The organism is Comamonas sp. GW821-FHT11H03 (assembly GCF_058807955.1).
In genome coordinates this window covers 72,992-96,937 of sequence record NZ_JBXARF010000012.1, presented here as the reverse complement: position 1 = coordinate 96,937, position 23,946 = coordinate 72,992, and the positions used below count along the sequence as shown (strand labels likewise).

Below are 23,946 nucleotides of genomic sequence, written 5' to 3'. Positions count from 1 at the left end.
AGTCCTGGCGCGTGACGGCCAGCAAGGGCCGCCCCGCAGCCAAGGTCGTCCCCTTCGGGGCAAGACGCGAAGCGGCTCAGGGGGATTAGTGCTCGTAAACCGCGTCCCAGTGGGCAAACCCCTTGACCTCGATCGGGTTGCCGCAGGGGTCGGTGAAGAACATCGTCCACTGCTCTCCGGGCTCGCCTTCGAAGCGCACTTGCGGCTCCAGGATGAAGGCCGTGCCGGCGGCCTTGAGGCGTTCGGCCAGGGCCAGCCAGTCGGGCTTGAGCAGGATCACGCCCAGGTGGGGCATGGGCACCATATGGTTGCCGACCTTGCCGGTGTTGCTTACGGCAAAGGGCTGGCCCAGATGCAGGGAGATCTGGTGGCCGAAGAAGTCGAAGTCGACCCAGGTTTCGGTGCTGCGACCCTCGCGGCAGCCCAGCACGCCGCCGTAGAAGCGGCGGGCCTGGTCGAGATCGGTCACGTGGTAGGCGAGATGAAAAGCGCTTTGCATGATGGTCTCAAGCGTAGCATCAGCGGGCCCGGTCCGGCCAGGTTAGGCCAGGCTGGACCAGGCCCTGCGCGCATCAGCGCGCAGCCTTGGCCTGCACGCGTGCCATCAGCTCTTCGGTATTGCTCTTGCGGTCGGCGTTGACCTTCTGAACTGTGGGGCGCTCGCTCATGCGCGCCAGATAGTCGCGCACCGGCAGCTCGGCCAGCAAGTCGCTGCCGCCCACGATCTTGCAGGCGCTGCTGACCAGGGGCAGGTGCACGATGGCGCTGCAGTCGGCCAGCGTGAAGCGGTCGCCCGCGATGAACGGGGTATCGAAGCGGGCCAGCTTGGCAAAGGCTGCAATGTTCTTTTTCAGCTGCTCCAGCGTCTTGTCGCGCGCGCCGTCACTGATCTTGCCGCCGAAGAAGGCCTGGGGATAGAGGTTGCGCGCCACCAGCTCCAGGTGCAGATTCAGATAGACGCAGAGCTCACGTACCTTGGCGGCAGCAAACGGATCTGCGGGCAACAGCGGCACCTTGTTGGACAGTGTTTCCACATATTCGATGATGGCGTCGGACTCGCTGATGGCGCCATGCTGGGTGCGCAGATACGGCACTTTGCCCAGCGGTGATTCCTCGGGGTTGGTGCTGCCCAGCCAGGCCAGCTCCTCGGCGAAGGGAATCTGCTTTTCCATCAAGGCCAGCTTGACCTTGTTGTAGTAGTTGCTGGCCGAAAATCCGCACAAAGTCAGCATGCTTGTCTCCTGATCGGTGGTTGTGAATAGGTATACGTGGCCAGTGATCGTAGAGGCAAGTGGCGCAAGCCCTGCGTCGCCAACCGGATAGCGGGCCGGCTTCTACAATCGCTCCATGCAATGGCGCTCATTCCATCCTCGGCACCGACCGGCAGCTCTGCTGGCGCGCCGGGTGCTGGGTGCGTGGTTGTGCGTGCTGCTGGTCAGCGTGCTCACGCCCTGGGCGCGGGCCACGCCGCCTGCCGGCTGGGAGGCCGTATGCACGGCCGGCGGCAGCACCCACTGGGTGCCCAGCCCCGCCAGCGACGATGCCGCCACTGTGCATGGGCTCGATTGCGCGCTGTGCCTGCCGCTGCTGGCGCCGCCGCCCGCGCAGCGGTCAGATCCGGGCATTCACCGCGCCGTTGTCGATGCCCGGCCTTGGGCCGATGTCGCTCACAGAGCCTTTGTCTCCACCCTGCCGCCGGTACGTGCGCCGCCCTTTGAAACCCTGAAAAACATGGCTGAAGGCGCTTGATGCTCAGGCGCTTCAGGTCGCTTTGAGATGGACACGACTTATGCAAAACAGGCTCAAGCAAGGGCTTTGTTTCAAGGAAATCATCCTGATGCACCCTTGTTTGCGTAAGTCCAGACTGAATTTTTGAATGGAGATGGTTTCATGAATATGCGTCGTTTTACCGTGATGGCCCTGGGTTCGCTGGTCAGCTCGCTGCTGGTTTCCGGTGCCGCCTGGGCTCATGCCGATGCTGCCTATGTCAAGGTTGAAAATGCCTGGGCCCGCGCCAGCGTGGCGGGTCAGCAGGCTTCGGGGGCCTTTATGCGCCTGACGGCCCAGGAGCCGCTCAAGCTCGTCGGTGTGGAAACCACGGCCGCCGCTGTGGCCGAGGTGCACGAGATGAAGATGGAGGGCGATGTGATGCGCATGCGCGCCATCGAGTCGCTGGATCTGCCCCAGGGCGTAGCGGTGGATCTCAAGCCCGGCGGCTATCACCTGATGCTGCAGCAGCTCAAGGCCCCGCTGGTCAAGGACAGCCAGGTGCCCGTGACCCTGGTGTTCAAGGATGCCAAGGGCGCCCTCTCGCGCCTGAGCCTGGAACTGCCGGTGCGTGCGACGGCCCCAGCGGCGGCCGGTGCCGGGCATCAGCACATGGGTCATGGTGCGCATCAGCATTGAGGCCCTGAGCCAGGGTTGCTGCCTGCTCCCTTGTTTGCAGCAAACATCGCAAGTGCAGTAAGCTAGTTCCGCATCCGGCCCTGTCCGGATGCGGATTCTGGTATCCATCCCTGCAGTGGAGAGCACTATGAGCGGTGACGCATCGGCATTTGGTTTCGGCAAATTCATTCCCGGCTTTGACTTTCTGCAGGGGCTGGCGCAAAGCGCTGGCGCTGCGGCCAATCCCCTGGGCCGCGTGCCGCAATGGGTGGCTCCCACGGTGAGCGTGGAGGAGGTGGACAAGCGCATTGCCGAGCTCAAGGCCGTGCAGTTCTGGCTGGAGCAAAACAGCCGCGCCCTGGCTGCCACGATCCAGGCGCTGGAAGTGCAGCGCATGACGCTGTCCACGCTCAAGGACATGAATGTCAGCATGAGCGAGCTGGCCAAGTCCTTTCCTTTCCCCGGTGCAGCGCAGGCCGAGCCCGCTGCGACCGGCAATACCGGCTGGCCCATGGACAGCGCCTCGGCCAGGGCGGAAGCCCCAGAGCCATCAGCGGCGCCAGTGTCGGAGCCCGAGGCAGAGCCCGCCGCGAGCGAGGCGGATGCCAAGGCCCAGGCCGAGCGGCCTTCCCAGGCTGCCTTGAGCCAGGCCATGCAATGGTGGGGAGCTCTGACCCAGCAGTTCCAGCAGATTGCGGCCAAGGCCATGGCAGAGCCTGTTCCCCCCGAGACCTTGGCCGCTGCCCAGCGCGCGACCGAGATGGCCAGCGGTTTTGCCAAGTCCACCATGGAAAAGGTGATGGCACAGGCAGGCGGTCTTGGCGCTGCAGCTGCAGCAAAAAGTGCGGCACAGAGCGCTGCGGCAGCCGAGCCCAGGCCTGCACGCAAGGCGGCGGTCAAGACCGGTCAGCCCAAAACGGCAGCCAGCAAGACGGCAGCCGCTAAAAAAACGGCTTCCAAGCAGCCTGCCGCCAAAAAGACGGCAGCCAAAACCTCTGCTACCTCGCGCAAGCCCTGAGCAAACCCTTCCCGCCAAGGTGGAAAATCGTGGTTGCAAGGCATCCACGCTCCAGCAAGAACAGGAGGGCTTATGTCACTGTTTCCCGTCGCTCATGCCGCTCATGAAGACTGGCGCACTGCGGCAGAGCAAGTCGTGCTGCAACTGCGCGAGCAACTGCTGCGCCAGTCGCTGCTGCCGCACCGCCTGGGTCTGATCTATATCGCCCAGGGCCTGGTGCCCCATGCGCAGCAACTGCTGGCGCTGCTGGCGCGCGAGCTGCCCCAGGTCACGGATTGGGTGGGCAGCTCCGGCCATGCCGTGCTGGCCATGGAGCATGAGTATTCCGAAAGTTCCTCGCTGGCGGTGATGCTGCTCGACCTGCCCGCCGCCCATTACCGCGTCTACTCCGGTGTCGCGCCGCTGGCGCAAAGCGGCGCCGAAGCCGGATTTGAAGCGCATTCGGCCCTGGTGCACTCCAGCATCGACCAGCCCGATCTGGCAGAGCTGCTGCTGGAGCTGTCCGAGCGCATCAGCTCGGGAAATCTGTTCGGGGCGCTCAGCAGCGAGCAGGGCGTGCAGTTCGCCTGCCGCGCCGAAGATCTGCCCCGCTTGCGTGCCCAGGCCAGCGTCGGCATCTTTCATGCCGGCTTTTCGGGGGTGGCCTTCGATGCCGACGTGGCCTGCCTCTCCAGGCTGGCCCAGGGCTGTGCGCCCTTGGGCGGGGGACTTGCGATTACCGATGCCAGAGGCCCGGTGGTGCTGGAGCTGGAAGGCGAGCCCGCCTTGCCCCGCTTGCTGCAGATGCTGGATGTGGAAGCCAGCCCCAGCGCTGGTGGCGGCTGGCAGGCGGCGTTGTCGCAGCTGCGCAAGACCCAGGCCGCGATTGCCCCGCTGGGCCGGGGCCTGGAGCGAGGCGCGCTGACCGACGAGGCCCAGGTGCTGCATATCGTGGGGCTGGATCCGGTACGTCAGGGCGTTGCGCTGTCGTCGCCCGTGGAGGCCGAACATACGGTGATCTTCTGCCAGCGCCAGAGCAGCGCGGCACGCCATGAGCTGATGCAGATGGGCGCGGCCCTCAAAGATGCGCTGCAGCCCGACTTTGCCGATGCCGGCCCCGAAACCATCGCCGAAGCGGCCGTGCCGCAGCATATACGCGGTGCCATCTATGTGAGCAGCAAGGGGCGGGGCAGCGAGCTGTTTGGCGGCGCCGATGCCGAGCTCAAGCTGCTGCGCCATGCGCTGGGGCCGGTGCCTCTGATCGGCCTGGTGGCCGAGGCCCAGCTGATGGATGCGCATGTGCATCAGCTGGCCGGCGTGCTGACGGTGTTTACCGGCAAATAGCTTTAAATTCGATAGCTGCTATCGCTTTATTTAAAAGGATTTCAGCATCAATTGATGCTGAAATCCATAGCTGGAAGGCGCAGGCAGCTATCAAAAATATGGGCGGCCCCGAAACCGGCGCAGCCCCACAAAGACATGGCAAGCAAGCGCCGCCGCGCAGCGAAGCTGTCGTCCCCCTCCCGTAGCGCGCAGCGCGCCGAGAAAAGAGGAGGCGGCGGGGCCGCCCCGGCAAAGCCGCTCAGGGGGTTGAATACAGCTCCACGCCCAGATTCAGCATCAGGCGGTTCGCCCAGCCAAACAGTGCGGCCGAGTGCAGCATGTCCAGAATTTCCAGATCGGACAGACCGGCATCGCGCAGCGGCTGCAGATTCTGCTTGCCAAAGCTGCCCGGCGCACGCGTCAGTGCCAGGGAGGCCTGGATGATGGCGCGCTCGCGGGCATTGGTGCCGGCGGTGTCGGGCTCGTCAAACAGCTGGGCCATCACATCGTTGCGCTTGGCCAACTGCTCGAAGCGCTGTGCGTGCACCGATGCGCAGTACACGCAGCCGTTGGAGCGAGAAACGGCAGTTGCCGCCACTTCGCGCTCGGCGCGGGACAGGCCACCGGGCGCATACATGATGGCGTTGAAGGCCTGGGAGCGCTCCAGCAGCACCTGGGGCTGGCGGGCCAGCAGCAGGTAGAAGTCCATGCTCTTGGCCTTGGGGTGGCTGACCTCCAGCACCTGCTGCTGCTCGGGCGTGGCGGTGTCGGGGTCCAGCACCTGCAGCCAGGCCTTCCAGTCCAGCGTCTCGCTGGTAAAGCCGTTGCGGCGCAGCGGCTCGCCGGGCGGCGGCAGGTTGGCGGGGTGAACAAATGGCGCAGCATCGGCAGGCTGGGCGGCAGGCGCCTCGGTCACGCCGCCCAGCTCGCCCATGGCCTTCACACCCGCCAGCAGGCGGGCTTGGTAGGCCACAAAGCCGATCAGCTGGGCCAGCAGCACGGTGTCGTTGAGCGACAGACCGGCGGCAGGAATGGCCAGCAGCGCAGCCTGATCGCTCTGGGCTGGGTTCAGGGCCAGCGTGCGCACAAAGTGCAGCATGGCATCGAGGCGTGCATTGCCGGTCTGCGCTCCGGGCTGATCGAGGATGGCGCGCAGCTCGGGCGTGATGGCATCACCCAGGGCCTGGGCGCGTGCACGGTATTCGGCTTCCAGCACGTTCACGCCGCTGACGCGGGCCTGCTCGGCGGCCAGCACCAGGCGCTCGGCCTGGGTCAGATCGCTGTCCAGCTGATTGCCCAGCAGCAGGTCTTCGCAGGCCTGGGTGGCCAGAGCGACTTTTTCGCGCTCGTGGCGGGTGGTGAATGTGGGGCTGCCCTGTTCGAGGCCGGCCAGTCGGTCGATGGTGTCTGTCATGCGAAGTCTCTTGATTTAGGGTTGCAGCTGCCGGATGCGCGCAGCGCTGTCGGCGGCGGTCCATTCCGTGCCGTCCAGTTCGGGCTCGGCATAGGCCTTGAGCTTGGCAAAGTGCTGCTCGATATCGTTCAGGTAGAACAGCGAGGCCAGACCTTGCGCGAGTTTGCGCGCTCCGTCACTGATGGCGGGAATATCGCCCGACACCGTGCCGTGCGAGAGTGCAGCGGGATAGCAAAAGCAGTGAATCCGGTCGAGACCGGGAAGGTCGCCCTGAAACTCGAACAGCGGCCCCAGATCGGGCGATGCCGACAGCTCGGCATCTTCATCGCCGGCCTCGGGCGTGAAGCGGCTGTTCCACAGCTTCACATGCGGCGCAATGTCGGCAAACTCGGGACGCAGGCTCCAGTCGATGGCAAAGCCTGTGGAGACGATGAGAAAGTCCAGCACGAACACGCCGGCCGAGGTCTGCACCTGCAGCTTGTCGCCCGCTTTCTCCACCGCCTGCACGGCGCAGCCCAGGTTGAAGAAGGCGTTGTCATGGCGCGAGACGCGCAGCGTGCTGCCATGCGGCGGCGGCACTTGCTGGGCGTTGATGTAGTGGCGGATGCGCCATTTCCAGGCATCGGGCAGCAGGTACTGGCCATGCGTCAGGCCGGGCACTCCCGAGCCCTTGGACTTGTTGACCAGCGGCAGTTGCTGGCGGCGGATCAGCATGTCCACGCTGGCTGCGCCGTGTTCGAGAGCCGTCGCGGCGCTGTCCATGGCCGACGCTCCGGCGCCGACCACGCCCACATGCTTGCCCGCCAGCGTGGCGTAGTCCATGGCGTCGGAGGAATGGGCCCAGAACTTCCTGTCCACGCCCCGCATGAAGGCGGGAACCGTGGCACCGCCCAGACCGTCGCGGCCCGTGGCCAGCACCAGGCGGCGGGTTTGCCAGGTGGCGGTCACGCCATTGGCCTTGACATCGACTTCCACCACGCCATCGGCCTGCGGGCGCACGGCAATGACTTCATGGCCGTTGCGCACATCGGCGTTGGTCACGCGGCGGTTCCAGCGCAGATAGTCCATCCACTGCAGGCGCGGGATCTTGTCCAGCGCCGTCCAGGCATCCAGACCGAACTGGGCGATGAACCAGGCGCGAAAGGACAGGGCTGCCACACCCATGGCGGGGCCGGTCAGCTCCTTGGGCGAGCGCAGGGTTTCCATGCGCGCCGTGGTGGCCCATGGGCCTTCGAAGTCCGGCGCGGACCTGTCCAGCAGCACAGGCTTGATGCCGACCTGCTGCAGCGCCATGCTCAGCGCGAGGCCGGCCTGGCCGGCGCCGATGACGAGCACGTCATGCACCGGCAGTCCCTTGCGCATGGAGGCCGGAATCCAGGCCTTGGCAGGCCAGCCCAGAGTGACGAAGTCGTCACGTAGGCGCTCTTCCAGCGCTGCAAGCCCCGTGGCGGCGGCTGTCGTAGAAGGTGAAATTGACATAGCTAAAACCCAAAAGCGCCTGAGGCTTGAGCCGCAGACGCATCAAACAAACACCGATAACTTAACACTGCTTGAACTCGAAGCAGGACCAAGCGAGAGACACCGAGGACGGGCCGCCCTGCACCGAGGGTGTCGTTCCTCTGCCTTGGCGCGCAGCGCGTAGACAGAGGGGGGAGCGGCAGGGCCGCTCAGGGGGTGTTAGTCAATACTTATCTTGGCATCCTTGACCACCTTGGCCCACTTGATGCGGTCTTCATGCACGGTTTTCTTGAACTGCTCGGGGGTCTCTTCGCGGATGGTGTTGCCCTGGGAGACAAAGCGCTCGCGCACCTCGGGCTGCTTGAGCACGTCGTTGACGGCCAGATTGAGCTTCTTGATGATGACCGGGTCCGTGCCCTTGGGCGCGAAGATGCCGAACCAGATGGAGCTGTTGAAGCCCTTGGTGCCGGGCAGGCCGCTGGCAGCAATGGTGGGCACTTCCTTGACGGCTTCCACGGGCTTGGACGTGGTCACGCCCAGCAGGCGCACCTTGCCGGCCTTGTAGTGGCTCAGCACGGTCTGCACCTGGTTCATGATGCAGCAGGTCTCGCCGCGCAGCACCGAGGTGATGGCTTCGGGGCCGCCCTTGTAGGGCACGTGCACCATGTCCAGGCCCAGGCGCGAGTTGAACTCGGCAAACGCCATGTGGGTGCCGGCGCCGTTGCCGGTGGAGGCGTAGTTGTACTTGCCGGGGTGGGCCTTGACCTCGTCCACGAACTCCTTGAGGTTCTTGACGTTGATCACATTGGGATTGATGGTCAGCACATTGGCCACGTCCACCAGCGGAGCGACGGGCACGAAGTCGGCCTCCACGTCGAACGGCAGCTTCTTGTACAGCGCGGCATTGCTGCCATGGGTGGCGGCGGTGCCGAAGTAGATGGTGTAGCCATCGGGCTTGGCACGGGCCACGAACTCGCTGCCGATATTGCCGGCGGCGCCGCTCTTGTAGTCGATGATGACGGGCTGGCCCAGAATCTTGCCCAGGGGCTCTTGCGCCACGCGGCCGATCACATCCACACCCGATCCGGCGTTAAAGCCCATGATCATGGTGATGGGCTGGTGCGGATAGCTGGCGGCGCCGGGGTCGGCCGCCTGGCTGGCCAGGGGAAACAGGGCGGAGGCCGCTGCTGTGGCAACAAGACCGGAGATGAAACGGGGCAGCAAACGCATGATGGGACTTGTCCAGAGGAGCCTTGAATGCTGTGAATTGTGTCCGTAATTTAATGCTTTGCTTCTATATGCTTATGCAGCATTAAGCTCGTGGGGTTAATGCAAAAAAGCCCAGTTCTCTTGCGAGACATGGGCTGAAATCCGCTGGAAAGTGATGACTCGGAGGGCCAGCGGAGGGAGCGATCAGTACCTCAATCGTCTAAGCGGCTTAGCGACGGTAGGGGTTGTGGGGGTTGCGGTCATGGCGGTTGGGTACGCCGTCACCGTCCCTGTCCCAGCGGCTGGCGCGGTAGTCCCAGCGCTTGCCGTGCTGTACCCAGACGGGCTGGCGGTACACATAGCCGGGGCGGTTCTGCACCCAGTGGCCGGCGCGCCAGACATGGCGATGGCCGCGCGGCTCCCAGTAACCAGGAGCCCAGACATAGCCACGGCGCGGAGCGGGCACGGCTTCATAGCGGACCGGGGGCGGTGCGTTGAACTGCACGTTCACATAGGTGCCCTGGCCGGCACCCGCCCAGTAAGCGCTTTGGGCCTGTGCACTACCGGCAAAGCCCAGCAAGGCGAGTGCGCCTGCGGCAGCGACGGTATGGATGGTGTTGCGGATTGTCAGCATGTACGCCTCCTTCATGGGTAGCGGGTTGCCGGTGGTTCAGGCATCCCTTGGGCTCCATGTTGGAAGGCCAGCGTCAACCGTGGGTTGCCGCTGTGCGAAGTCTTGCAATCTTGTGTGTCTGCTTGGTGAAGAATGTATAAAACTGGCGGCTGATGCAGATACAGCAAGCGCATTTAGCTACATATTTGGGAGTGATGGTCTACCTGCGCAAGGCCGCAAAGGCAGGCAGCTCCCATTTGCGCATGCCCAGCACCAGGGTGTAGCCCTCGATCTTGTTGGAGCCCAGGCGCTGATCCTGAAGATGCTGCTGCGAAAAGTCCTGACCGATGCGCTGAATGCGCTCCACGAAGCTGGGCGCAAGGCTTGGGGCGACGGAGCCATGCACCAGCAGCATGGTCTCGTCCTCGCCGGCAAAAGTGCCACCAAAGTAGTCCAGCACGGCGTTCTCGCGGAAGAAGTCCATCACCGGGCCGTTGGTCTGCCAGCGGAAGGTCTTGGCCAGGCGCAGCTTGTAGCGGTTGCCGGGACGCAGCTCGATGATGCCGATGCGGTCCAGCTGCGCCAGATAGCCGATGCCCTCGGGCTCGCTGATGCGGTAGGTGGCGACGATCTGCTCCAGCGTCCACTGGCTGAGCACGCAGATGGCCGTGAGCAGCAGCTTGCGGTCGGCAACCACGGCAACCTCCTGCTCGCGCGTGATCTGCTGCAGCAGCGGCCGGCTGTCGGCCACATTGCGCGCGAGGTCGGCAAAGTCCAGGTGCAGGGCGCGGCAGATCTCGTCGATGCGCGACAGTGGCATGTCGCCCTTGGCCAGCATGCGCTTGACGCTGGATTCGGCCATGTCTATGGCCTGGGCCAGGTCGGCATAGGTCATCTGCGCGGCCTTGAGTTCTTTCTTGATGGCGGTGACGAGATCGGCAGTCGTGCTCATGGTATCGGTTGGTAGTACTGGCAGTGCAGCGATATGGCGCAAGTTTAGAAGATTGATGCCGTTGAAGCGGCGGATTTTCATACTGCGCGGCAAACACACACAGGAAGCACCATGCAACTGCACAACTCACCGATCGCGGCCGTGGAAATGGCGAGCCCCGAGACCTCGGGCACGCTGGAGCAGCGCTTTGCCTTGTTTGGGGGCATGGCCTTGCTGTTCACGCTGGCGCTGCTGATGCCCGGCATGGCCCAGCCCGAGCACTATCACGCCTTTGCCGACCGGCGCGGCTGGCTGGGCCTGCCGCATGCGGCCGATGTGTTGAGCAATCTGGGGTTTGTGCTGGCCGGGTTGGCGGGCGGGCTTGCTCTGTGGCGTGCCGACTATCAGAAGCTCAATGGCACGGCGCGTGCCTTGTGCGCTCTGTTCTTTGCGGGCCTGCTGTGCTCGGGGGCGGGCTCGGCCTGGTATCACTGGGCGCCTCAGGACTCGAGCCTGGTCTGGGACCGGCTGGGCATGAGCCTGGCTTTCGCCGGCTTGCTGGGTCTGGCGGTGCAGACGCGCATTGACGACATCAGCGCCCGCATCACTGCCGGGATATTGCTGGTGGCGGCGCCCGTCAGCGTGGCAGTCTGGGCGCAGACCAGCAACGTGCTGCCCTGGGTGCTGGTGCAGGGCGGCGGCATGCTCATTCTCCTGTGGCTGGCTTTTGTGGCGCCGCATCGTCATGCACTGCCCGTGGGGCTGGGCTGGGTGATCGGTCTGTACCTCGTGGCCAAGCTGCTGGAATTGTCGGACGGCGATGTATTTGATGTGACCGCGCACGCAATCTCCGGCCACAGTCTCAAGCACTGGGTGGCTGCCGCCGCCGCATGGCCTGTGCTGCGTGCCTTGCAGCAGTGGCGCGAGTCGTAATATTCATAGCGGCTGGCGCATGTTCATCAAGCGCCAGCGGCATAAAACCTACAAAAAAATCCGGGCAAGTTGGCACAATGCCAGCAGCGCCACAGGGAGAGATCCATGAATTCCACGCCGACCGTGCATACGGCCGCCGCTGCACAGCAGCATGCCCACCCCAACCAGTTTGCCCTGTTGGGCCAGCGCCGCTTTGCGCCGTTCTTTTGGACGCAGTTTGCCGGCGCGGGCAATGACAATCTCTTCAAGTTCGCCTTCACGGTGATGGTCACCTATCAGCTCAGCGTCTCGTGGCTGCCGCCTTCCATGGCGGGCCTGGTGATCGGTGCGCTGTTCACCCTGCCTTATCTGCTGTTTTCGGCCACTTCGGGCCAACTGACCGACAAGTGGGACAAGACCCGCATGTTCCGTCTGGTCAAGAACCTCGAGATCGCCATCATGCTGATCGCGGCCTGGGGCTTCATTCAGGCCAATGTGCCGGTGCTGCTGCTGTGCGTGTTCCTTATGGGACTGCACTCCACGCTGTTCGGCCCCGTCAAGTTTGCCTACCTGCCCCAGGTGCTCAACGACAGGGAGCTCACGGGCGGCAACGGCATGGTGGAGATGGGCACGTTTGTCGCCATCTTGCTGGGTCAGGTCGCCGGCGGCCTGCTGATCGCCGTGCCCGAGGTCGGTCATATGCAGGTCGCCATGGCCTGCGTGGCCGTCGCGGTCGTGGGCCGCATCTGCGCGCAGTTCATTCCTCACGCGCCGGCGACCGACCCGGGCCTGGTGATCAACTGGAACCCGTTTACCGAAACCTGGCGCAACCTCCAGCTGGCACGCCAGCAGCCCGTGGTGTTCCGCTCGCTGCTGGGCATCAGCTGGATGTGGTTCTTCGGCGCGGTGTTCCTCTCGCAGTTTCCCAGCTTTGCCAAGGAGGTGCTGCATGGCGACGAGCATGTGGCATCGCTGCTGCTGGTGATCTTCTCGGTGGGCATAGGCATTGGCTCGCTGCTGTGCGAGGTGTTCAGCCGTCGACAGGTGGAGATTGGCCTGGTGCCGCTGGGCGCGATCGGCATGAGCGTGTTCGCGATTGATCTGTTCTTCGCCACGCGTTCCCTGCCGCCCTCAGAGCTGATGGGCGTGAGCGCCTTTTTTGGAGAGCCCAAGCACTGGCGCGTGATGCTGGACCTGGGCCTGCTGGCGCTGTCGGCGGGCATCTACAGCGTGCCCATGTATGCGCTGATCCAGATGCGCAGCCAGCCCACGCACCGCGCGCGCATCATCGCGGCCAACAACATCCTGAACGCGCTGTTCATGATCGCTTCGGCCGTGCTGGCCGGTGCCCTGCTGGCCGCAGGCTGCAGCATTCCCCAGGTGTTTCTGATCACCGGCATCGCCAACGCCATCGTGGCGCTCTATGTGTTCCTGCTGGTGCCCGAATATCTGCTGCGGTTTGTGGCCTGGGTCATCACCCACTTTGTCTACCGCTTCAAGGTGCGTGGCGACGAGCATATTCCGCGCGATGGCGCGGCCGTGCTGGTCTGCAACCATGTGAGCTTTGTCGATGCCATCTTGCTCATGGCGGCCAGCCCGCGCCCCATCCACTTCGTGATGGATCACCGCATCTTTCAGACACCGGTGCTGGGCTGGTTGTTCAAGCTGGCCAAGGCGATTCCGATTGCATCCCACAAGGATGACCCAGCCACCTATGAGGCCGCGTTCGCACGTGCTGCCGAGGTGCTGCGCGAGGGCGATCTGCTGGCCATCTTCCCCGAGGGCGGCATCACCTCTGACGGCCAGCTGCAGCCGTTCAAGGGCGGCATCATGAAGATTCTCGACCACGCGCGAGACGACGGCCTGCAGGTTCCCGTCATTCCCATGGCGCTGACCAATCTCTGGGGCTCCTACTTCAGCCGCATCGAGCTGCGCGGCGGCAGGAATGTGGCCATGGTCAAGCCGCTGCGCCGCGGCCTGTTCAACCGCGTGGGGCTGGAAGTGGGCGAGCCAGTGGCGGCGGCTGCGGTCACGCCAGCCCTGCTGCAGCAGAACGTGGCGGAACTGCTTAGGCGTTGAGGTTGGATGATCAGGGAGTGAGCCGGATATCACCCATGTAGGCAAGTCCTTCTCCATGGGTGTTGTCCGAGTCCGCCGAGACGGTGACACCGATGATGGTGGGCATGGCCTGGGACTCGTCGCCAAAGGCGTGCAGATAGTCGGACGTCAGATTGCGCTGCTCCGTTACCCACTGGCCTTTGTGCGTGCTGCCGCTTTGCAGCACGATATAGCGCATGCGATGCGTGAACGCGTTGTGCATGACCGCCCCTACGGGCTGCTTGTTGTCCCAGACGTAGCACAGCGTCTCGGCCGGAATGTCCTCTCCAGTGCTGATTCTGCCCAGCCGCAGCTTTGCCCGTTCGCCAAAGCTCAGCTGCGATTTGTCAAAGTCGAAGGACACGCAGAGCTTGAGCGCCGCATCGTCACCGGCTCTGGTTTTGATATCGGCCTTGTCGATCAGCTGATCCACGCGCCAGCGCCACTGCAGCTGCAGATCGGGCGCGCCAGCCTGGTGCAGGGCGTGCACCATATTGCCGTAGGCGTCCTGCGTGCTCACGCGCAGCACATGACCGCCATCCTGCTCCACCACATTGAATGCCGTCGGATTCTTGTTGGGCAGGGTGGCAAAGTGCCAGGGCCCGCCCAGCGGGCCCGGCGGCATCTGCGAAAAAGCGGGGATGCTGCTGCCCTGCGCCAGTGCCGAGACGGCTAGCGAGGACATGGCCGTGGCGAGCGCTGTCGCAAGCCGGCTTTGCCGGCGTGAAGGTCTGTGCAGGGCGAAGGTCTGAGAGTGAAGCCGCATGGATTGCCTGATGATTTTTGAAAGTTGTGGGCGTGGGAGTGGGGCAAGATGTGCAAGCTGCAGCTGGATTGAGGGCTGGCAGCGGGCGGGAAGTATCGCTTTGCGATACTGCGAGACCTGCCGCTTGCTGATTTTGACAAAACACAGGGCCGAAGTTTCGGGCGCATGGATGATTCGTCCGTCGCCGCATGCAAATCGCGGTCCATTTCAAAAACCACCGGGAGCCATTTGTGATCAACGTCCTGACCTTTATCCGTCCTCTTCGCAACAGCCTGTGCGCCCTGGGCACGGCCTGTGCCTTGCTGGGCGGCAGTGCGGTCCACGCCCAGAGCGAAGCCTCTTTGGTGCTGTCGGCCCTGCCTGTGGCATCGGTGGTTGCAGTGGCATCGGGTGGCGCTTCGGAGGAAGTCGTGGCAATACCCCTGTTTCTGTCGGCGGCAGGTGCATCCGTGATCGTTGAGGCGGTGGAGGGCAGTGCCACAGGCGTGACCTATGTGCTCAAGAATGTGGCTGATGGCACTTCGGCCGTGGTCAAGGTCTCCGGCCAGGCCGCAGGTGCCCTGTCGGTCGGTGTGGGCACGGTGGTGGAGACCAGCGCCACGGCGGCCGGCGTGATTCTGTCCACTGCAGGCAAGGTGCTGGCCTTCATCCCCAATGAAATCGGCAAGGCGCTGATGCACAACGAGCGTCTGTAATTCAAGAAGCTGGAGGCTCGCATGATCAAGAAACCGACAAGCGTTGTACACGCCATGGCACCCGCTCAACGCACTGGCATGCCCATTCCCGGCCCTGTGGTGCTGGCGCTGGGCGCCGCGCTGATTGCCTGGGCAGGCTCGGCAGAGGCTGGCCGCAGCTGTGAGGCCCGTCCGCTGACTGCCGATGTCATGGCCAAGGGGCTGAATCTGGCCGCGCGCACCGCCAAGGCACTGGATGCCGAGTTTCAGAAAAACGGCACCCAGGTCGTGCTGCTGGCTCGGCAAGGGCAGGACTTGAGCAAATACGATCTCAAGTACTCGCACTATGGCTGGGCTTATAGAACACCCGCCGGCCCCTGGCGCGTGGCGCACAAGCTCAACGAGTGCGGCACTGCATCCGGCCATATCTACCGCCAGGGCCTGGGCGAGTTCTTTCTTGACGATATGTGGCGCTACGAAGCCGCCATTCAGATCCCGACGCCGGCGGTGCAGCAGGCCCTGCTCAAGTTCTTGAGCGCTCCCACAGTGCTGCGCCTGCAAAACGAGCCCTACAGCATGGTCAGCTATGTCTGGAGCAGCAAATACCAGCAGTCGAACCAATGGGCGACCGAGACGCTGGCCGCTGCCATGGAGCCGGCAACGATTCAGAACCGCGCACAGGCTCAGGCCTGGCTGCAGTCCAAGGGCTATGAGCCCAGCGCGCTCATCATTCGGGCGTTCTCGCGAATGGGCGGGCGCATGACGGCTGCCAATATCGCGTTTGACGATCATCCGAATGAAAAGCGCTTTGCCAGCCGCATAGAGACGGTGACCGTGGACTCCGTGGTCCAGTGGCTGCAGCGCACGCAAATGGCATCGGCCGTGCGTACTGTGCAGTGAATTTGAGCCTTGTTAGCTTCAAGGCCTTGCTGAGTATGCGCATGGTGCTACGTTTTTGGAGTAATTGAAAATGAGCAAGTCTCTGCGTTTGCCTGAGAAATGGTTTCGCCGCGGCCTCTGGCTGGTGGCGCTGGTGTTTGCCTTCTTCCTGATCGGTCTGGGTGGACTGGTGGTGGGCAATCTGCCGCAGCCTAATCGCTCGCTGGAGGTGGAGTCCTTTATTCCGCAGGCCGATGCACAGCGTGTGCAGGCCGAAATCGACCAGGCCCGGAAGACGGCCGGCGTGACCCAGAAGGCTTTGGACAGGGCTCAGCTCAAGTTCGATGCCGAGCGCGCGCGCTATCAGTCGGCGCGCGACACCTTTGACAACTGGGTCGCGACCCGCCGGGCGACGGAGCGCCCCGAGCAGGACGCCGAGCTGGTCGCGCGCAGCAAGGCGCTTGATGCGCTCAAGCAGGCCGAGGACATGGCCCGCCAGGAGCGCGAGAAAGAGGCACAGACCCATCTGGAGGCCAATCAGGCCGTCTCCAACGCCGAGGCGGAGATGAGCAGTCTGCGCGAGCAGGCCTATCCCCAATATGAAGCCGCCATGCGTGCCAGCGAACTGCGCGTGTTTCTGTTCCGCCTGGCCATCACCCTGCCCCTGCTGGGTGTGGCGGGCTGGCTGTTCGCCAAGAAGCGCAAGAGCACCTGGTGGCCCTTTGTCTGGGGCTTTATCTTTTTTGCGCTGTTCGCCTTCTTTGTCGAGCTGGTGCCTTATCTGCCCGACTACGGCGGCTATGTGCGCTACATAGTGGGCATTTTGGTGACGGTGCTGCTGGGTCGATATGCCATTTTGGCGCTCAACCGCTATCTGGAAAAGCAGAAGCTGCAGGAGTCCTTGCCCGAAGAGCAGCGCCGTGAGGAGCTGAGCTATGACGTGGCGCTGGAGCGTCTGTCCAAGAATGTGTGCCCGGGTTGCGAGCGTCCAGTGGATCTCAAGAACACCGAGATCGACTTCTGCCCCCATTGCGGTATCGGCCTGTTCGACCATTGCGGCAGCTGCAATACCCGCAAGAGCGCGTTCTCACGCTTTTGTCATAGCTGTGGCGCTGCAGCCAGCAAGACGCTGCCGCGTCCCGACACGGCGGTGGCGGCACCGCTCGCATCCGGCTCTGGCGAGCTCGGATGACCGTGGGCCGGGCTACCGGCTGGTCGGGGGCGCAGTGGCGTGTCGCACTCAGCGAAGCTGCGCCGCGACGCAATCGCGCCCGGCGGCCTTGGCCTCATACAAAGCCTGGTCTGCCTGCTGCAGCAGCAGGTCCAGGCTTTGATGCGCTTGCAGTCGGCTGGTATGGACCAGGCCTATGCTGACCGTGGCGCTCATCATCTTGTCATCCAGGCACACGCGCAGCTCCCGGATGGCGCGATTGATGCGCTTGGCGATCTCCTGGGCAGCGGTTGCGTCCACCTTGGGTAGAGCCACGGCGAACTCCTCGCCTCCCATGCGACCCACGATGTCCTGAGCGCGCAGCACCTGGGTCAACGTCTGGCTGAAGCTGCGCAGCAATTGGTCGCCTCCCGCATGGCCGAAGCCGTCGTTGATCTGTTTGAAATGGTCGAGATCCAGCATCAGAATGGCGAAGGGCTGGCCATCCTGGCGGCAACGCTCCAGTATTCTTTGCCCCTGCTTCATGAAGGCGCCGCGTGTCAGCATATCGGTCAGAAAGTCGTGGTTGACGGCATGACTGAGCTTTTGCATCAGCTCGTTGCGCGCCATATGCGATCCTGCCACCGCAAGTGGGCCCAGCACCAGCATGCATAGCCCCATGCGAAATGACAAAGTCTCCAGAAAATGTGCGGGTGTGAATTCAAGCGTTCCCAGCGAAATGAAAATGATGCTGCTCAGGCAAAGTGTTGCCGTGATCAGAGTCAGACTGAAGATGCGATAGCTCAGCGCGCACCATATGAGAGCCGGCAGCGAGAACGCCAGCGAGCCGGGACCTTTGATCCAGTAGCTGATGGCTTCCAGCGCAATGACAGACAGCAAAGGCAGGATGCGGCGCAAGGGGGAGGGCTCGCCCAGATGCCCAACTGGCTGCTTGCGTGTCGGCCAGGCCAGGACAATGGGCAAAAACATCATGTAGTTCAGCCATTCGCTGCTCAGCCACATGGAAAAGGCCTGCCAGTGCGGCATCCCGAAAACGGCCCTCAGCACCGGCGCTCCCAGCAGTGCGGCCGTCAGTGCGCCCAGGCCGCTGCCCACAAACAGCAGCAGCGCGGAGGACTGGCGTTGCATGAACAAAGTGGCATGGCGCTGCCTGTGCATCAGCGCCCAGGCCGCGCCCACACCGGCCATATTGGCGATGCTCAGCAGGATTGCCACATCAAGCCGGCTGCCTGTGAGCAGATCGGCTGCGATATAGGCTGCCGAAATCGCCAGCACCGAGCTCGGGCGCAGCCAGTCAGGGCGGTGCAGCAAAAGGCCCAGCAGCAGTGCGTTTGCGGGCCAGATTGCCGAGAGAAACCCCATGGGGCGCCCCAGTATGCCTAGCAAGGCGGCGAGAAATACCAGGCTCCCAAGCCCGAGCGCCGCTGCCCATGTCTTGGGGGCAGCGGTCTGCAGCAGCGGCGTTGGCTTGGATGCGGAGGCTTCGGTCATGAGAGAGGGGCCGCGAGCGTTTCGTGGAACTTGCTTCAGTGGCTCTTTGCGAATTCGATCTCAATCGCCAAAAGTGCCTGTTGTTGCCGTCAAATGTTGTGGTTTTAACAAAAACACACAGAAAAGTGATTGCCGAAGCGGCGAAGTTGACGATGTTTTTCATTTGACGGGCTTCAGACATGCGGGATGTCAACCGCCAAATGAAAAAAGCCAGAGACTCGCTCTGGCTTTTGGGAGGTTCTGCTGCGGCAGACGATGGGTGGCTCAGACCCCGCGTGCGCGGTCGGCCTTGAATTGGGCGCGGAACTGGGCAAAAGTGCCTGCGTCCAGTGCGTTGCGGATTTCCTGCATCAGGTTCAGGTAATAGTGCAGATTGTGGATGGTGGTGAGCATGGGACCCAGCATCTCGCCGCAGCGGTCCAGGTGATGCAGATAGGCGCGGCTGAAGCCGTCGCGACCGCCATCGTCCCAGCTCACGCCGCTCTTGCCCGCGCAGGCGTGGCAGGTGCAGGTGGTGTCTATGGGCTGGTGATCCACCTTGTGGCGAGCGTTGCGGATCTTCAGATCGCCGTAGCGCGTGAAGATGGTGCCGTTGCGAGCATTGCGGGTAGGCATCACGCAGTCAAACATGTCGACGCCATCGGCCACGCCTTGCACCAGGTCCTCGGGTGTGCCAACGCCCATCAGGTAGCGCGGCTTGTTGGCGGGCAGCAGATGCGGCGTGTGGGCCATGATCTCCAGCATCTCGTCCTTGGGCTCGCCCACGGAGACGCCGCCCACGGCATAGCCGGGGAAATCGATTTCCAGCAGACCCTGCAGCGATTCCTCGCGCAGATTGGTGTACATGCCGCCCTGCACGATGCCGAACAAGGCATTGGGGTTCTCCAGGCGCTGGAACTCCTCCTTGGAGCGCTTGGCCCAGCGACGGCTCATCTCCATGGACTTGCGCGCTTCGGCTTCGGTGGTCTTCTTGCCGTTGGTTTCGTAGGGTGTGCACTCGTCGAGCTGCATGACGATGTCCGAATTCAGAATCGTCTGGATCTGCATGCTGACCTCGGGCGACATGAACAGCTTGTCGCCGTTCACGGGGCTCTGGAAATGCACGCCTTCCTCGGTGATCTTGCGCATGGCACCCAGCGACCAGACCTGGAAGCCCCCCGAGTCGGTCAGTATGGGCTTGTCCCACTTCTCGAAGTCGTGCAGACCGCCAAAGGACTTCATGATGTCCAGGCCCGGACGCATCCACAGATGGAAGGTGTTGCCCAGGATGATCTGTGCGCCCATTTCTTCGAGGCTGCGCGGCATCACGCCCTTGACGGTGCCATAGGTGCCCACGGGCATGAAGATGGGGGTCTGGACCTTGCCGTGGTTAAGCGTCAAGGTGCCACGGCGCGCGTGGCTGGTCGGGTCGGTCTTGAGAAGGTCAAACTGCAGCATAGCCGGCTATTTTCCCAGATGCCCGCAAGCACTGCTGCAATAGCCGGTGCTTGCCCCAGATTCGCAACCCGTCTTTGCAGCCTGCGCCTACACTGGTGCGCAAGACGAACAGGAGGTTGCCATGCTCAAGATCATGATTGCGGTGGATGGATCGGATGTCGCACTTGAGGCCGTACGTCACGGCATCAAGCTTTTACAGAGCGGACTGGATGCTCACTTTGTGATAGCTCATGTGCAGAAGGAGGCCACGCTGCTGGAGCTTGCAACCACAGATTCAGACCTGATTGCCAACGCCAGCATCGAAGCCGGCATGGATCTGGTGGCGCCTGCACAGGATCTTCTCAAGGAGGCCGGGGCCTCCTATGAAGTGGAGATCAGCCTGGGCGAAGAGGCCAATACCCTGATCGATATTGCCGAGAGCAATGAATGCGACCAGATCATCATCGGTGCCACGGGCCAGAGCGGCCTGGGCAGCATTCTGATCGGCTCGGTCTCACGCGAGGTGGCCAGACACAGTCGGCTGCCGGTGACGATTGTGAAAATGCCCGAGGTGACCGAGGCGGATGACAGCTCCGCTGAAGAGGCTGAATCCTGATTTGATGGCGCTCTGCGCTTGATCAATAAGAGCGAGCTGGCGGAGATTGGAGTGGAAATCAGGCAGCCCGGCGCTGCTGGCCGGACTCACGTCTTTGCCAGCTGTTGCGGCTGCCTGCACGATGGGCTGCAAATTTGCCATGCGGCATGTTTGCCAGACGCGTCAGCATCCAGCGGCAATAGCCTTGCACGCTCAGGCATTTGTTGATTTCTTCTTCGGGCAGCGGGCCGGAGACCACGACCAGCCGGTTTGCGCCTTCCCAGTCTCCTGCCATGCGCAGACGGCGCTGCGCGCCCATGGCCCAGGAGTGAATGCGGGTGGGGTGACCATGCTGGTGCACGCGACCGGTGATCCGGTCAAACGCGATGGCGACCAGCTCGGTCTTGAGGCGATAGGGGCGCTCTCCCGTGATGACGTTGGGCGCATCACGCATGTCGTAGAGATAGTAGAACCCGGACTTGAGTCGATATCGCAGATGCAGTAAATCCATGAACCATGCCCCCCAAGCCTGTGTCACGCAGGACTGCGTGCAGGGCATTCTCCATGAAATTGTCACAAAACGGTGTTTTTTCGGGCTCAGGCATTGTCTGGCGAGCTCAGCACCTGCCTGAGCTTGCCCAGTTGCTCGTACAGATCGCTGGCGTTTTTGCTGCCCAGTGGAGTCAGCAACTGCTCAAGCCATAGCTCATGCGCGGCAGCCATGGCCTTGAACTGCTTTTTGCCCGTGCGGGTCAGGCGCACGATCATGGAGCGGCGGTCCTCCTCGTCAGCCACGCGCTCCACCCAGCCTTCGGCCACCAGTTGATCGGTCAGTCCGGTCACATTGCCGCCGGTCACCATCAGATATTCCGACAGTGTCTTCATGCGCAGACCCTTGGGAAAGCGGCTGAGCTGTGCCAGGTAGTCAAAACGAGGCAAGGTCGTGCTGAACTCTGTGCGTAGCTGGCTGCGAATGACTTGCTCGATCTGTGTGCTGCAGGTCAGAAGGCGCAGCCACAGGCGCACGGCCTGATGGTCGGAGTGGGACAGGCCCGCCTCGCGTCCCGGGGCTTCGGGCATGTCGATGGAAAAATCCGGATTGTGTTGGGCCATGGTTGGCATGGTGCGCAAACTAGAGTGCTTTGGGTTCAGGGTTTGGCCGGATTTTAGTGAAAATTTCATGCATTAATAATTTAGGTATAAAGTAATTTTTGAAAAGCCAGGAACGGATCACTGTCATGAAAATTGTCTGCATAGGTGGTGGCCCCGCCGGCTTGTACTTCGCTTTGCTGATGAAGCAGATGAGCCCTGCGCATGAGGTGACGGTGGTGGAGCGCAACAAGCCCTACGACACCTTTGGCTGGGGCGTGGTTTTCTCCGATGCCACCATGGACAATATGCGCGACTGGGACCCGGTGACAGCCGCGCAGATCGAGCAGGCTTTCAACCATTGGGACGATATCGAGTTGCTATTCAAAGGACGAAAGATTCGCTCCGGCGGGCATGGTTTTGTGGGGATTGGCCGCAAGCATCTGCTCAATATCCTGCAAGCGCGTTGCGAACAGCTGGGTGTGAACCTGGTGTTCGAGACCGATGTGCAAAGCGACGAGGACTATCCGGATGCCGACCTGGTGATTGCCTGCGATGGCGTGAACTCGCGCATCCGCAGCAAATACGCCGACATCTTCAAGCCCGATATCGTCACCCGCCCCAATCGCTATATCTGGCTGGGCACGAACAAGGTCTACGAGGCATTCACCTTTGACTTCGTGCGCACGCCGCATGGCTGGTTTCAGGCGCATATCTACAAGTTCGACGACAAGACCTCAACCTTCATCGTGGAGACCACGGAGGAATGCTGGAAAGCCAGCGGCCTCGACACCGCCGATCAAGAGCAGTCCATTGCCTTCTGTGAAAAGCTGTTCGCGGACAATCTTCAGGGCGAGAAACTGATGACCAATGCCCGTCATCTGCGCGGCTCGGCCTGGATCAATTTTCAGCGCGTGGTCTGTGACCAGTGGTGGTTGCAAAACCCCAAGGGCAGCCATGTGGTGCTGATGGGCGATGCCGTCCATACGGCACATTTCGCGATTGGCTCAGGAACCAAGCTGGCGATCGAGGATGCGATCGAGCTGGCACGCCAGTTCAAGCAGCGGGGTGATGCGGCTGCGCATATTCCCGAGGTGCTGGCGGCCTATCAGGAAGCGCGTCGCGTTGAGACGCTGCGCATTCAGAACGCGGCCTGGAATGCGATGGAATGGTTCGAGGTCTGCGGCCAGCGCTATTGCGACCAGCTGGAGCCCGAGCAGTTCATGTACTCCATGCTCACGCGCAGTCAGCGCATCAGCCATGAGAACCTGCGCCTGCGTGATGCGCAGTGGCTTGGCGGCTATGAGAAATGGCTGGCCGAAAGAGAGGGTGTCGCGGTCGATGCCAAGGCGCCGCCGCCCATGTTTCTGCCCTATACCCTGCGCGGCCTCACGCTGAAGAACCGTATCGTGGTCTCACCCATGGCGCAGTACTCTGCGGTTGATGGCGTGCCTGGTGAGTTTCACCTCGTTCACCTGGGTGCGCGTGCGCTCGGCGGTGCAGGTCTGGTGTTCGCCGAGATGGCATGTGTCAGCCCCGAGGGGCGCATCACGCCCGGCTGCCCGGGTACTTATAGTGCTGAGCAAAAGCAGGCCTGGAAACGCATCAGCGACTGGATTCACGCCAACACCGATGCCAAGTTCGCCATGCAGATAGGCCATGCGGGTGCCAAGGCCTCGACGCGGCTGGCCTGGGAAGGTACGGATCTGCCGCTGGAGCAGGGCAACTGGCCCATCATGGCCGCGTCGGAGCAGCAATATCTGCAGGGAGTGAGCCAGATCTCCAGGGCCATGACACGCGCCGACATGGATGAGGTGCTGCAGCAGTTTGTGCATGCTGCGCACATGGCGGCCGACATCGGCGTGGACTGGCTGGAGCTGCACTGTGCGCACGGCTATCTGCTGTCCAGCTTTATCTCGCCGCTGACCAACCAGCGCAGTGATGAATACGGCGGCAGCCTGGAAAACCGTCTGCGCTTCCCGCTGGAAGTGTTCAAGGCCATGCGCGCCGTTTGGCCTCAGGACAGGCCCATGTCCGTGCGCATTTCTGCCCATGACTGGGTGCCGGGTGGCATCACGCCTGAAGATGCGGTACAGATTGCCAAGGCCTTCAAGGCTGCGGGTGCCGACCTGATCGACTGCTCGTCGGGGCAGGTCAGCAAGCTCGAAAAGCCGGTGTTCGGCCGCATGTATCAAACCCCGTTTGCCGACCGCATCCGACAGGAGGCTGGCATTGCCACCATGGCTGTGGGAGCGATCAGCGAGGCCGATCATGCCAACAGCATCATTGCCGCAGGGCGTGCCGATCTGTGCGCGATTGCCAGACCGCATCTGGCCAATCCGGCCTGGACGCTGACCGAAGCCGCCAAGATTGGCTACACGCCTATCGTCTGGCCCAAACAATACTTCCAGGGCAAGCGCCAGATGGAAGCCCTGTTCGAGCGCGAGAAAGCGCAGCAAGCCGCAGCCAAATGAAACACCCCCTGAGTCGCCTCGCGCCTTCCCCCGCTCTCAGCCCGCGAAGACG

At 62.8% G+C, this 23,946-nt stretch carries 23 protein-coding genes; 11 read left to right on the top strand and 12 right to left on the bottom strand.

The window, feature by feature from the left end; genetic code table 11:
• Positions 1 to 85 precede the first annotated feature (85 nt).
• Complete coding sequence (locus tag AC1RTQ_RS22160; RefSeq protein WP_409811561.1) at positions 86 to 499, bottom strand: VOC family protein; 414 nt, start codon at positions 497 to 499, stop codon at positions 86 to 88.
• Between the two features lie 73 nt (positions 500 to 572).
• The gene (locus AC1RTQ_RS22155) at positions 573 to 1,232 is read right to left on the bottom strand and encodes a glutathione S-transferase family protein (protein WP_492878957.1); all 660 of its coding nucleotides are present in this window, start codon (positions 1,230 to 1,232) and stop codon (positions 573 to 575) included.
• 115 nt (positions 1,233 to 1,347) lie between these two features.
• Between AC1RTQ_RS22155 and AC1RTQ_RS22150 the strand changes: the two genes are divergently transcribed.
• The 4 genes from AC1RTQ_RS22150 (at position 1,348) to AC1RTQ_RS22135 (ending at position 4,726) form a co-directional block, all read left to right on the top strand.
• Positions 1,348 to 1,749, top strand: a complete 402-nt coding sequence (locus AC1RTQ_RS22150; protein WP_492878955.1) for a hypothetical protein — start codon at positions 1,348 to 1,350, stop codon at positions 1,747 to 1,749.
• Between the two features lie 141 nt (positions 1,750 to 1,890).
• A complete protein-coding gene (locus tag AC1RTQ_RS22145; protein WP_492878953.1) occupies positions 1,891 to 2,406 on the top strand; it encodes a copper chaperone PCu(A)C in 516 nt (171 codons plus the stop codon).
• 127 nt (positions 2,407 to 2,533) lie between these two features.
• Entirely contained in the window at positions 2,534 to 3,403 is an 870-nt protein-coding gene (locus tag AC1RTQ_RS22140) for a PhaM family polyhydroxyalkanoate granule multifunctional regulatory protein (RefSeq protein WP_492878951.1), read from the top strand.
• A 72-nt stretch (positions 3,404 to 3,475) separates the two neighbouring features.
• The gene (locus AC1RTQ_RS22135; RefSeq protein ID WP_492878949.1) at positions 3,476 to 4,726 is read left to right on the top strand and encodes an FIST signal transduction protein; all 1,251 of its coding nucleotides are present in this window, start codon (positions 3,476 to 3,478) and stop codon (positions 4,724 to 4,726) included.
• Between the two features lie 238 nt (positions 4,727 to 4,964).
• On the opposite strand, the gene AC1RTQ_RS22130 is transcribed toward AC1RTQ_RS22135, so the two are convergent.
• From AC1RTQ_RS22130 to AC1RTQ_RS22110, 5 genes are all read right to left on the bottom strand, one after another.
• Positions 4,965 to 6,119, bottom strand: coding sequence for a CMD domain-containing protein (locus AC1RTQ_RS22130; RefSeq protein WP_492878947.1), 1,155 nt, complete (start codon positions 6,117 to 6,119; stop codon positions 4,965 to 4,967).
• Between the two features lie 15 nt (positions 6,120 to 6,134).
• A complete protein-coding gene (locus AC1RTQ_RS22125; protein ID WP_492878945.1) occupies positions 6,135 to 7,598 on the bottom strand; it encodes an NAD(P)-binding domain-containing protein in 1,464 nt (487 codons plus the stop codon).
• A 198-nt stretch (positions 7,599 to 7,796) separates the two neighbouring features.
• Entirely contained in the window at positions 7,797 to 8,807 is a 1,011-nt protein-coding gene (locus AC1RTQ_RS22120; protein WP_492878943.1) for a Bug family tripartite tricarboxylate transporter substrate binding protein, read from the bottom strand.
• A gap of 208 nt (positions 8,808 to 9,015) precedes the next feature.
• Positions 9,016 to 9,420 carry a YXWGXW repeat-containing protein gene (locus AC1RTQ_RS22115; protein WP_302093006.1) on the bottom strand — a complete coding sequence of 135 codons (405 nt, stop codon included), beginning with the start codon at positions 9,418 to 9,420 and terminating at the stop codon, positions 9,016 to 9,018.
• A gap of 199 nt (positions 9,421 to 9,619) precedes the next feature.
• Complete coding sequence (locus AC1RTQ_RS22110; RefSeq protein ID WP_492878941.1) at positions 9,620 to 10,351, bottom strand: helix-turn-helix domain-containing protein; 732 nt, start codon at positions 10,349 to 10,351, stop codon at positions 9,620 to 9,622.
• A gap of 111 nt (positions 10,352 to 10,462) precedes the next feature.
• Here AC1RTQ_RS22110 and AC1RTQ_RS22105 point away from each other — a divergent pair, with 111 nt between their 5' ends.
• On the top strand, positions 10,463 to 11,263 hold the full coding sequence (locus AC1RTQ_RS22105) for a hypothetical protein (RefSeq protein ID WP_492878939.1): 801 nt from the start codon (positions 10,463 to 10,465) through the stop codon (positions 11,261 to 11,263).
• Between the two features lie 105 nt (positions 11,264 to 11,368).
• A complete protein-coding gene (locus tag AC1RTQ_RS22100; RefSeq protein ID WP_492878937.1) occupies positions 11,369 to 13,321 on the top strand; it encodes an MFS transporter in 1,953 nt (650 codons plus the stop codon).
• A 10-nt stretch (positions 13,322 to 13,331) separates the two neighbouring features.
• Here AC1RTQ_RS22100 and AC1RTQ_RS22095 read toward each other — a convergent pair whose 3' ends face one another.
• Entirely contained in the window at positions 13,332 to 14,024 is a 693-nt protein-coding gene (locus AC1RTQ_RS22095; protein WP_492878935.1) for a DUF3047 domain-containing protein, read from the bottom strand.
• A gap of 269 nt (positions 14,025 to 14,293) precedes the next feature.
• On the opposite strand from AC1RTQ_RS22095, the gene AC1RTQ_RS22090 reads away from it, so the two are divergent.
• The 3 genes from AC1RTQ_RS22090 (at position 14,294) to AC1RTQ_RS22080 (ending at position 16,850) form a co-directional block, all read left to right on the top strand.
• Positions 14,294 to 14,800 (top strand): hypothetical protein, encoded by a 507-nt coding sequence (locus AC1RTQ_RS22090; protein WP_492878933.1) that lies wholly within the window; start codon positions 14,294 to 14,296, stop codon positions 14,798 to 14,800.
• 21 nt (positions 14,801 to 14,821) lie between these two features.
• Positions 14,822 to 15,679 carry a DUF2145 domain-containing protein gene (locus tag AC1RTQ_RS22085; RefSeq protein WP_302093012.1) on the top strand — a complete coding sequence of 286 codons (858 nt, stop codon included), beginning with the start codon at positions 14,822 to 14,824 and terminating at the stop codon, positions 15,677 to 15,679.
• A 70-nt stretch (positions 15,680 to 15,749) separates the two neighbouring features.
• Entirely contained in the window at positions 15,750 to 16,850 is a 1,101-nt protein-coding gene (locus AC1RTQ_RS22080) for a serine endopeptidase (RefSeq protein ID WP_492878931.1), read from the top strand.
• A 48-nt stretch (positions 16,851 to 16,898) separates the two neighbouring features.
• Here the strand turns inward: AC1RTQ_RS22080 and AC1RTQ_RS22075 are convergent, their stop codons facing one another.
• Together AC1RTQ_RS22075 and tgt are read right to left on the bottom strand one after the other, a co-directional pair.
• Complete coding sequence (locus AC1RTQ_RS22075) at positions 16,899 to 18,320, bottom strand: GGDEF domain-containing protein (protein WP_492878929.1); 1,422 nt, start codon at positions 18,318 to 18,320, stop codon at positions 16,899 to 16,901.
• 264 nt (positions 18,321 to 18,584) lie between these two features.
• Complete coding sequence (tgt, locus tag AC1RTQ_RS22070; RefSeq protein WP_304350609.1) at positions 18,585 to 19,757, bottom strand: tRNA guanosine(34) transglycosylase Tgt; 1,173 nt, start codon at positions 19,755 to 19,757, stop codon at positions 18,585 to 18,587.
• A 121-nt stretch (positions 19,758 to 19,878) separates the two neighbouring features.
• Here tgt and AC1RTQ_RS22065 point away from each other — a divergent pair, with 121 nt between their 5' ends.
• Entirely contained in the window at positions 19,879 to 20,352 is a 474-nt protein-coding gene (locus AC1RTQ_RS22065; RefSeq protein ID WP_182285434.1) for a universal stress protein, read from the top strand.
• 58 nt (positions 20,353 to 20,410) lie between these two features.
• Here AC1RTQ_RS22065 and AC1RTQ_RS22060 read toward each other — a convergent pair whose 3' ends face one another.
• Together AC1RTQ_RS22060 and AC1RTQ_RS22055 are read right to left on the bottom strand one after the other, a co-directional pair.
• Positions 20,411 to 20,890, bottom strand: coding sequence for a hypothetical protein (locus AC1RTQ_RS22060; RefSeq protein WP_492878926.1), 480 nt, complete (start codon positions 20,888 to 20,890; stop codon positions 20,411 to 20,413).
• 38 nt (positions 20,891 to 20,928) lie between these two features.
• Positions 20,929 to 21,453 (bottom strand): MarR family winged helix-turn-helix transcriptional regulator, encoded by a 525-nt coding sequence (locus AC1RTQ_RS22055; RefSeq protein WP_492878981.1) that lies wholly within the window; start codon positions 21,451 to 21,453, stop codon positions 20,929 to 20,931.
• A gap of 116 nt (positions 21,454 to 21,569) precedes the next feature.
• Between AC1RTQ_RS22055 and AC1RTQ_RS22050 the strand changes: the two genes are divergently transcribed.
• Positions 21,570 to 23,894 carry a bifunctional salicylyl-CoA 5-hydroxylase/oxidoreductase gene (locus AC1RTQ_RS22050; RefSeq protein WP_492878924.1) on the top strand — a complete coding sequence of 775 codons (2,325 nt, stop codon included), beginning with the start codon at positions 21,570 to 21,572 and terminating at the stop codon, positions 23,892 to 23,894.
• The last annotated feature ends 52 nt before the right edge of the window (positions 23,895 to 23,946 follow it).

Coding starts and splice junctions, on each gene's coding strand:
- AC1RTQ_RS22125 (WP_492878945.1), bottom strand. CDS start 7,598: ATGTCAATTTCACCTTCTACGACAGCCGCCGCCACGGGGCTTGCAGCG.
- AC1RTQ_RS22160 (WP_409811561.1), bottom strand. CDS start 499: ATGCAAAGCGCTTTTCATCTCGCCTACCACGTGACCGATCTCGACCAG.
- AC1RTQ_RS22130 (WP_492878947.1), bottom strand. CDS start 6,119: ATGACAGACACCATCGACCGACTGGCCGGCCTCGAACAGGGCAGCCCC.
- AC1RTQ_RS22145 (WP_492878953.1), top strand. CDS start 1,891: ATGAATATGCGTCGTTTTACCGTGATGGCCCTGGGTTCGCTGGTCAGC.
- AC1RTQ_RS22095 (WP_492878935.1), bottom strand. CDS start 14,024: ATGTCCTCGCTAGCCGTCTCGGCACTGGCGCAGGGCAGCAGCATCCCC.
- AC1RTQ_RS22155 (WP_492878957.1), bottom strand. CDS start 1,232: ATGCTGACTTTGTGCGGATTTTCGGCCAGCAACTACTACAACAAGGTC.
- AC1RTQ_RS22140 (WP_492878951.1), top strand. CDS start 2,534: ATGAGCGGTGACGCATCGGCATTTGGTTTCGGCAAATTCATTCCCGGC.
- AC1RTQ_RS22115 (WP_302093006.1), bottom strand. CDS start 9,420: ATGCTGACAATCCGCAACACCATCCATACCGTCGCTGCCGCAGGCGCA.
- AC1RTQ_RS22110 (WP_492878941.1), bottom strand. CDS start 10,351: ATGAGCACGACTGCCGATCTCGTCACCGCCATCAAGAAAGAACTCAAG.
- AC1RTQ_RS22080 (WP_492878931.1), top strand. CDS start 15,750: ATGAGCAAGTCTCTGCGTTTGCCTGAGAAATGGTTTCGCCGCGGCCTC.
- AC1RTQ_RS22060 (WP_492878926.1), bottom strand. CDS start 20,890: ATGCCCTGCACGCAGTCCTGCGTGACACAGGCTTGGGGGGCATGGTTC.
- AC1RTQ_RS22100 (WP_492878937.1), top strand. CDS start 11,369: ATGAATTCCACGCCGACCGTGCATACGGCCGCCGCTGCACAGCAGCAT.
- AC1RTQ_RS22120 (WP_492878943.1), bottom strand. CDS start 8,807: ATGCGTTTGCTGCCCCGTTTCATCTCCGGTCTTGTTGCCACAGCAGCG.
- AC1RTQ_RS22135 (WP_492878949.1), top strand. CDS start 3,476: ATGTCACTGTTTCCCGTCGCTCATGCCGCTCATGAAGACTGGCGCACT.
- AC1RTQ_RS22105 (WP_492878939.1), top strand. CDS start 10,463: ATGCAACTGCACAACTCACCGATCGCGGCCGTGGAAATGGCGAGCCCC.
- AC1RTQ_RS22150 (WP_492878955.1), top strand. CDS start 1,348: ATGCAATGGCGCTCATTCCATCCTCGGCACCGACCGGCAGCTCTGCTG.
- AC1RTQ_RS22055 (WP_492878981.1), bottom strand. CDS start 21,453: ATGCCAACCATGGCCCAACACAATCCGGATTTTTCCATCGACATGCCC.
- AC1RTQ_RS22085 (WP_302093012.1), top strand. CDS start 14,822: ATGATCAAGAAACCGACAAGCGTTGTACACGCCATGGCACCCGCTCAA.
- AC1RTQ_RS22050 (WP_492878924.1), top strand. CDS start 21,570: ATGAAAATTGTCTGCATAGGTGGTGGCCCCGCCGGCTTGTACTTCGCT.
- AC1RTQ_RS22090 (WP_492878933.1), top strand. CDS start 14,294: ATGCAAATCGCGGTCCATTTCAAAAACCACCGGGAGCCATTTGTGATC.
- AC1RTQ_RS22075 (WP_492878929.1), bottom strand. CDS start 18,320: ATGACCGAAGCCTCCGCATCCAAGCCAACGCCGCTGCTGCAGACCGCT.
- AC1RTQ_RS22065 (WP_182285434.1), top strand. CDS start 19,879: ATGCTCAAGATCATGATTGCGGTGGATGGATCGGATGTCGCACTTGAG.
- tgt (WP_304350609.1), bottom strand. CDS start 19,757: ATGCTGCAGTTTGACCTTCTCAAGACCGACCCGACCAGCCACGCGCGC.